Here is a 7,197-nt window from a genome sequence, read left to right on the forward strand (position 1 = left end):
CACCCGCGACCTGACCAGCCTGCAGCTGGTTTTCCCCGATGATGGCGGCGGCCTGGATATTCTGTCCTTTTTCTGGCTTCCGGCGGACGGGCTGGAGGACAGGGAACATGGTGACCGGGTGCCGTACCAGCTGTGGCGGGACCAAGGCCATCTGGAGGCCACCGCAGGCCGCGCAATCGATAAGCGCGCAATCGCCTTCCGGCTGGCCGAAATCGTCGCCGCCTTCGACGTGCGCGGCATCGCCTATGACCGGTGGCGGATTGAGGATCTGAAACGCATCCTGGAGGATGAAGGGATCGACCTGCCCCTGGTGGGCTGGGGACAGGGGTTTAAGGACATGGGGCCGGCGGTGGACGCCCTGGAAACCGCCATCCTGTCGGGTGCCCTGCGTCATGGCGGCAACCCGGTCCTGACCTGGAATGTCGCCAACGCCGCTATCCAGCTGGACCCGGCGGGCGCGCGCAAGGTCGCCAAGGACAAGGCCACCGCCCGCGTTGATGGCTTGGTGGCCCTGGTTATGGCCGTGGGGCTGTATAGCCGGGAACCGGAACAGGCAGAGCCGGGAATTGAGGTGCTGTTTTTTTAGCCTACAAGTAGATAAATTTATCAATAAATGTACCGTCAGCTGCTCGGTATTGGGGGTCAACATACCCTGTGATTTCTTCAACGCGCCGCGCGTGATGTGGTCGATTTGTTCTGTACATATCAATTCCATAATCGTATGCAGGCTTAATTTTATTTTTATATAATTCATCGATGTATTTTTCTATGAAATAATGAGTTATATCTCTGCCGTGTTCCTTATAATGCCGTACATACAATTTGTAAAAATTGGCGTTTGCTTCGGGTTTATTTAATTTTCCCTTGGCAACTTCTTTCATTATACCCAAATCGATCCAGCTTTCTATTGCTTCTTCATTTTCCATATTTTCTACTTCCTCTTCAATCGAACACCTACTCCGCAGCTGTCTTCTGGAATGAACTCAATTCCAACAGCCTCCAAAGCAGTTTTCATAGATAAGACGGTACTATCCTTAACACGCTCTCCCCGCTTAAATCGAGCAATTGTATCCATGGACACGCCAGCTGCCGATGAGAGGTCACGGACGCCCCATTTCGCCGCAGCGAGTGCCATATCGAGTTGGATGGGTGTCATTTCGGAGCGTCGCTACGATTGTTGTTGTCTAAGTTAGTTATATTGAATATCGTAGCAGTGCTCATACTTTGAGACAAGCGACCGGGTGAGCGGCTCCTACCCCGCTCACCCGGTCTAACCACACCCGACCTGATAAGGAGGCCCGGAATGGCTGTTGCCGCCTATAGCACGACTCCGCCCCCGCTGCCCATCGCCCGCCTTCTGGCCCACTCCAGCCGGCCGGAAATCGAGGCCGCGATAGAGGCCCTGATCGCCCATCTGGACGCCCTGGACGGTGACCCGGACAGCGAACCTGATGCCGACGACGAAGAAAGCGACGACAGGGAGCATGACCCCTGCGATTTCGGGGAGGAGGAAGCCACATGCTGACCCGCCGCCATGCCCTTTCCGCCGTCGCCAGCGCCGCCCTGGTCGCCCCCGTCGCTGCCCTGACACCCCCGGACCCCGACACCGCCCTTGTCGCGCTGTACGACCGTTTCACCGCGCTGGCGCGCGAAATGAACGGCGACCATCCCGGCATGACGCCCGAGGAGGAAGACCGTCACTGCGAGGCGATTTACGAGGAGAACGAACGGAACCTCGACGCCCTTCTGTCCGCCGCACCCACCGGGCCGGCGGGGATTGCCGTCCTGGCACTGGCCGCCATCCGCAAGTCGGAGCTGACTTCGGATCATCGCCAATGGTTGCACGAATGGAATGGCTACAGCCGCCCCATTGACCCCGTTCTTGACGACACCAACCGCTTCCTCTGGACCATCGCCCAATGGGGCCTTCGCCAATCGGGCAGGCTCCCGGCAGGCGCGTGAGTGGTGATCAATATTGGAAATTTCCCAATATGCCGCTTGACATTCGCCGCAATGTCGGGAGAAATCCAACATATCTTGGAAATGTCCCAATATGGGCAGTGGCAAGGGGATAGAGCGATGAAGTTGCGGGAATTCAATCATAAACATGCAGAAAGGGTCTTCGCCATGACGGCTGCTGATGCCTATGAGTTGCAGCGGGCGTTGAAGCTGGATCCGAACTTCACGAGTGCGGTTGGTGAAGTCCGCAGCGGTCCGGGTGGTGGAGTTGATGCAACGGACTTTACAGTCACGTTCTTCATGATCGCTGCGATGATCGATGGCACCCGTCGTGATATTGCCAGCCGCGTCTGGGAGTATTGGCACGCGGTCACCGTCTGCAGCGTTTTGGCGAGCTACGACACCTCCGAGCTTTCCCTTATCGCCTGTGAACTCACAGGCCGGTCGTTGTTCGGCGACGCGGTCAGCTCCATTCTGGAAAACCCGGACTACGCCGATAAGGTCATTGAGATTGGCGTGAACAGGAACCTTCGTCGGGCCTGGATCAAGTTCCGTAGCGATAAGGGCGAGCGGGTCACGCATTTTGCACGGCAGGAAACAGCTAGCGACCATATCGCAAGTGCTGACGGGACCTTGTCCGTCAGTGCGGTGATCGGCGGCAACGCGGTTCGCCGTATCGCGCACGATACAATCAGCGACGCTTCCGCTTCCTGAATGCCCGTGGTCACCATTGGCCAGTGAAAGGAATTCTCATGTCCCTTCGTGAATTGCAGGAAAAGCGCACTCGCACGATTGCCGAGTTGCGCAAGATCACGGAAGCACCCGCCGGGCAGGCGGGTGACCTGTCCGAGGAACAGCGGACCCGGTTCGAGACGCTGAAAACGGAAGTCACGACGCTGGAGGATCGTATCCAGCGTCAGAGCTTCATTGACGACGCCGACCGCCGCGCCGCCGGCCAGCCCCTGACCGGGTCCGGTGACGAACAGTTCGACACCGCCCTGCGCAGTTTCAGCCTGGTGCGCGCCATCGCGTCCCAGGTGCCCGGCCTGGATGTGGATTGTGGGCGGGAACGAGAGCTGTCGCAGGAACTGGCCCGCCGGTCCGGGCAGAAGTTCCAGGGCATGGCCGTGCCCCTGTCGGTGTTCATGGCCCCGGCGGAACAGCGTGTCATGACCACCACCGCCCCCAGCGGTTCCGTGGGCGGCAACCTGATCGCCACCGACCATATGGGCGGGCAGTTCATCGACATTCTGCGGTCGAAGCTGATCGTTCGCGGCCTGGGTGCCCGTGTCCTGTCCGGCCTGACGGGCAATGTCGATGTCCCCCGCTTGAAACAGTCCGCCACGGCGGGATGGGTGGCGGAGAATAGCGGTCTGTCCACCTCTGACCTGGGGTTCGGCAAGGTCAGCATGACGCCCAAGCATGCCGGTTGCCTGACGGAGTTCAGCCGCAACATGCTGCTGCAATCCAGCCCGGATATCGAGGCGCTGGTACGCGATGACTTCGCCGCCGTGCTGGCCGAAGCGGTGGACCGGGTGGCCATCAAGGGCGGTGGCAGCAACGAACCCACGGGTGTTCTGGCCACGTCCGGCATCGGGTCGGTGACCATGACGGCCCCGACCTGGGCCAAGGTCCTGGAGTTCATCGAAAAGGTGGAGGTGGCGAACGCCGATACCGGTTCCCTGGGCTGGGCCACGAACCCCAAGGTGGTCCGCAAGTGCCGTTCCACCCTGAAAGAAAGCGGCGATGCCGGGGCCGGGTACATCATGACCAGCCGCACCGACCTTGCCGATTACCGGCTGGCCGCGTCCAATCTGGTCCCGTCCAATCTGACGGATGGGGGCAGCCCCGCCACTTTGAACCGCAGCGCCCTGATTTTCGGGAACTGGTCCGATCTGCTGCTGGGTTACTGGTCCGCCTTTGACCTTCTGGTCAACCCGTTCGAGGCAACCGCCTATGCCAAGGGCAACGTGTCGGTGCGCGGCATGCTGACCATGGATATCGCGGTCCGGCACGCCGAGTCCTTCGTCGCCTGCCAGACCGTGGATACCCAGTGATGACGGGCGGGGCCAAGATGGAACGCCGCATCGCCGCCGAACTGCGCGCCGTGGGCCGCCGTCTGGAAGGCTATGCGGCCACGTTTGGCACGGAAGCCCGGATTGGTGACTTCACCGAAGTCATCCGTCCGGGTGCCTTCCGTGCCAGTCTGGCCGGCGGTGGCGACATCCTGGCCCTGGTCGATCATGACGCAACCAAGGTGCTGGCCCGCACGCGGTCCGGCACCCTTCGCCTGTCAGAGGATGCGCGCGGGCTGTCGTTCAGCCTGGACGTGCCCGACACCCAGGCAGGCCGCGACGTGCTGGCCCTGGCCGACCGTGGCGACCTTGGCGGCATGTCCTTCGGCTTCCGCGCCTTGCCGGACGGCCAGCACTGGACCGGCAAGCGGCGGGAGCTGCGCAGCGTCCAGCTGCTGGAGGTGTCCGTCGTCACCGCCTTCCCCGCCTATGACGGCACCAGCGTCCAGGCCCGCGCCGCCAAGCCGCACCTGTCCGCCCTTCTTCTGTTCCTGGAGACGTGCCGATGAACGCCCCGGAAGTCACAGAACCCGAAACGCGGAGCCATGACCCGTCATGGTCCGCCCTATCCGGCATGAACACGGCCACCGGCATCCTGGTCAATCCGCGCACGGCAGAAGGGCTTTCCGTGGTGCTGGCCTGTGTCGGGGCCATCGCCGGCGGCATCGCCAGCCTGCCCGCCTATATCTATCGCCGGGTGGGCAAGGGGCGGGAGATTGACGACGGCCACCCCGTCGCGGACCTGATCCGGCGCGGGCCGAACGCGTGGCAGACGTGGCCTGACTTCGTTGAATGGCTGGTCGCCTCCACCCTGTTGCGCGGCAATGGCCTGGCTGAAATGGTCTGGGATCGTGCTGGCCGGCTGGTGGAGCTGCGCCCCATCCCCTGGGAGTGGGTGTCGGTGCAGCTGCTGCCCAGTGGGCGGCTGGCCTATGACGTGACCGAGATCACGTCCATCTATGGCGGACAGGGGCGCATGCGCCGCCTGTTGCAGGGGGAAGTTATCCACCTGAAAGACCGCAGCGACGACGGCTTGCTTGGCCGCAGCCGCTTGCAGCGGGCCGCCGCCACGGTTTCCGCCGGGCTGACAATCCAGGAATTTTCCGACGCCATCTATCGCAACGGCGCCAACCCCAGCGGGCTTCTGTCATCGGAAACAAAGCTGTCGCCAGAACAGAACCAGCAACTTCGCGCCACCTTTGAACAGGGCTTTTCGGGCAGCCATAAGGCGGGCCGGGTTCTGATCCTGTCCGGGGGATTGAAATGGACCCAGACCGGTATCAGCCCGGAAGATGCCGAGATGCTGGCAAGCCGGCGCTTCACCACCGAGGAGCTGGCGCGCATCTTCAACATCCCGCCGCCCATCGTCGGTATCTGGGATAACAGCACCTTCACCAATTCCGAAACGGCAGGCCGCTGGTTTGCCCAGCACACCCTTAACGGCTGGATCCGCAAGATCGAGACGGAGTTCAACCGTACCGTCTTCACCCAGGCCGAACCCCGCGAGCTGTCGCTTGATCTGGCGGGCTTCCTGCGTGGTGACCCGGAAAGCCGGTGGCGTTCCCATGAAATCGCCCTGAAAAACCGCGTCCTGACCCGGAATGAGGTCAGGGAGGAGGAGGGCTATAACCCGCTTCCCGATGGCGACAACCTGGACCCCGCCAGCCCCAAGCCGGCGGACCCCGTGGTGGAGGTCTGACCCATGGTCAAGCATGCCGCCCTTCCGCAGAACCTGCCCCCCATCGGCCTGTGCCGTGAAGCGGCGGCATCGTTCATCGGCATTTCACCGAGCAAGTTCGATGCGATGGTGCGGGATGGGCGCATGCCGGGGCCAAAGCGGATCGACGGTCGCCGCGTCTGGGATCGCCGCCAGCTGGAGCGCGCCTTCGCGGCGCTGCCCGGTGACGAAGATGACGACGCCAACCCCTGGGATGAAGTCGCATGACAACCATCCGACTGCACTTCATCCATCGCTACAAGGACTGTCGCGGCAAGGAACGCATCTACTTCCGCCGCAAGGGGGAGAAGCGCGTTGTCCTGCCCGGCCCTGTCGGTTCTCCGGCCTTCCTGAAAGCCTACAATGCCGCATTGGCGGGTGAAGGGGAGAAACAGCCATCCGTGAAGGCCCCACCGCCGGGCAGCCTTTCCGCCCTCTGTGAAGCCTACTACCGCAGCGCCGATTTCACCCGGTTGAGCGAATCGACTAAGGCGACCTATAGCGGGATCATTGAGAACTTCCGCGACAAGCATGGACACAAGCCGGTTGCCAAGCTGGAGGCCCGCCATGTGCGCGGCTTCATGGATGACAAGAGCGACACGCCCGCCGCTGCAAACAACCTGTTGCGCATGCTCAAGCTGTTGATGCGGCACGCCCTGGAACGAGACTGGATCAAGACTGACCCCACCCAGGGGGTTCGCCCGGTGCGCCGCAAGACGGGCGGCTTTGCCACCTGGTCAGAGGATGACATCGCCCGTTATGAGGCGTTCCACGCAGTCGGTAAGCGGGAACGGCTGGCGTTCGCCCTGTTGCTCTACACGGGTGCCCGCCGGTCGGACGTGGTCAAGCTGGGTTGGCAGCATATCCAGGGTGACCGGCTGGTGTTCCGCCAGCAGAAGACGGGCGGGCGGGTGTCGATCCCCATCCACAAGGAACTATCGGCCATCCTGTCCACCTTGCCGCGCGACAGGCTGGCGTTCCTGTCCACCCGCTACGGGAAGCCCTTCACACCTGAGAGCTTCGGGAACTGGTTTCGGGAAACCTGCAAGGATGCCGGCCTGTCAAATGATTTGAGCGCCCACGGTCTGCGGAAGGCTGTTGCGCGGCGCTTGGCGGAAGCCGGATGCACGCCGCACGAAATCGCGTCGGTGACCGGCCATACCACCCTGAAAGAGGTGGAGCGCTACACCAAGGAAGCGAACCGGGATCAGTTGGCAGAGGCCGCAATCGCGTCCATCGGGACCAAACGCGGAACACCCAATGGCTAACCGGTCAAAACCGTTAGCCACAAACAGGGGAAAAGAGATGATTTATCAATTCCCTTATCGGGAAAATGGCGGAGGGGATGAGATTCGAACTCACGATACGCTTTTGACGTATACCCGCTTTCCAGGCGAGCGCCTTCAACCACTCGGCCACCCCTCCGCACTGGATGGGCGCGGAACA

10 protein-coding genes and 1 tRNA gene are annotated in these 7,197 nt (G+C 62.0%); 9 read left to right on the forward strand and 2 right to left on the reverse strand.

From position 1 onward, the window contains the following. Nucleotides 1-586: terminase TerL endonuclease subunit (locus Q0072_RS03990; RefSeq protein WP_298326062.1), on the forward strand; the 586-nt coding region annotated here is incomplete at its 5' end. A 1-nt stretch (nt 587) separates the two neighbouring features. Here Q0072_RS03990 and Q0072_RS03995 read toward each other — a convergent pair. Continuing rightward, nucleotides 588-926 (reverse strand): hypothetical protein, encoded by a 339-nt coding sequence (locus Q0072_RS03995; protein ID WP_298326065.1) that lies wholly within the window; start codon nt 924-926, stop codon nt 588-590. Between the two features lie 377 nt (nt 927-1,303). Here Q0072_RS03995 and Q0072_RS04000 point away from each other — a divergent pair, with 377 nt between their 5' ends. The 8 genes from Q0072_RS04000 to Q0072_RS04035 are packed head-to-tail and all read left to right on the forward strand — an operon-like array spanning nt 1,304 to nt 7,019. Then, nucleotides 1,304-1,525 (forward strand): hypothetical protein, encoded by a 222-nt coding sequence (locus tag Q0072_RS04000; RefSeq protein WP_298326069.1) that lies wholly within the window; start codon nt 1,304-1,306, stop codon nt 1,523-1,525. Then, on the forward strand, nt 1,519-1,962 hold the full coding sequence (locus tag Q0072_RS04005; RefSeq protein WP_298326071.1) for a hypothetical protein: 444 nt from the start codon (nt 1,519-1,521) through the stop codon (nt 1,960-1,962). The genes Q0072_RS04000 and Q0072_RS04005 overlap by 7 nt, the downstream gene beginning before the upstream one ends. After that, complete coding sequence (locus Q0072_RS04010) at nt 1,963-2,673, forward strand: hypothetical protein (protein ID WP_298326074.1); 711 nt, start codon at nt 1,963-1,965, stop codon at nt 2,671-2,673. 38 nt (nt 2,674-2,711) lie between these two features. After that, on the forward strand, nt 2,712-4,016 hold the full coding sequence (locus tag Q0072_RS04015; RefSeq protein ID WP_298326077.1) for a phage major capsid protein: 1,305 nt from the start codon (nt 2,712-2,714) through the stop codon (nt 4,014-4,016). Nucleotides 4,017-4,033: 17 nt separating this feature from the next. Beyond that, a complete protein-coding gene (locus Q0072_RS04020; RefSeq protein ID WP_298326081.1) occupies nt 4,034-4,543 on the forward strand; it encodes an HK97 family phage prohead protease in 510 nt (169 codons plus the stop codon). Beyond that, nucleotides 4,540-5,733 (forward strand): phage portal protein, encoded by a 1,194-nt coding sequence (locus tag Q0072_RS04025; protein ID WP_298326084.1) that lies wholly within the window; start codon nt 4,540-4,542, stop codon nt 5,731-5,733. The genes Q0072_RS04020 and Q0072_RS04025 overlap by 4 nt, the downstream gene beginning before the upstream one ends. Before the next feature lie 3 nt (nt 5,734-5,736). Continuing rightward, the gene (locus Q0072_RS04030) at nt 5,737-5,979 is read left to right on the forward strand and encodes an XRE family transcriptional regulator (RefSeq protein WP_298326087.1); all 243 of its coding nucleotides are present in this window, start codon (nt 5,737-5,739) and stop codon (nt 5,977-5,979) included. After that, entirely contained in the window at nt 5,976-7,019 is a 1,044-nt protein-coding gene (locus tag Q0072_RS04035; protein ID WP_298326090.1) for a tyrosine-type recombinase/integrase, read from the forward strand. Before Q0072_RS04030 ends, Q0072_RS04035 begins: the two co-directional genes overlap by 4 nt. A 66-nt stretch (nt 7,020-7,085) precedes the next feature. On the opposite strand, the gene Q0072_RS04040 is transcribed toward Q0072_RS04035, so the two are convergent. Beyond that, a tRNA-Ser gene (locus Q0072_RS04040) sits at nt 7,086-7,176 on the reverse strand. Between the last annotated feature and the right edge of the window lie 21 nt (nt 7,177-7,197).

Source organism: Asticcacaulis sp., assembly GCF_027484505.1.
Taxonomy (GTDB): Bacteria; Pseudomonadota; Alphaproteobacteria; order Caulobacterales; family Caulobacteraceae; genus Asticcacaulis.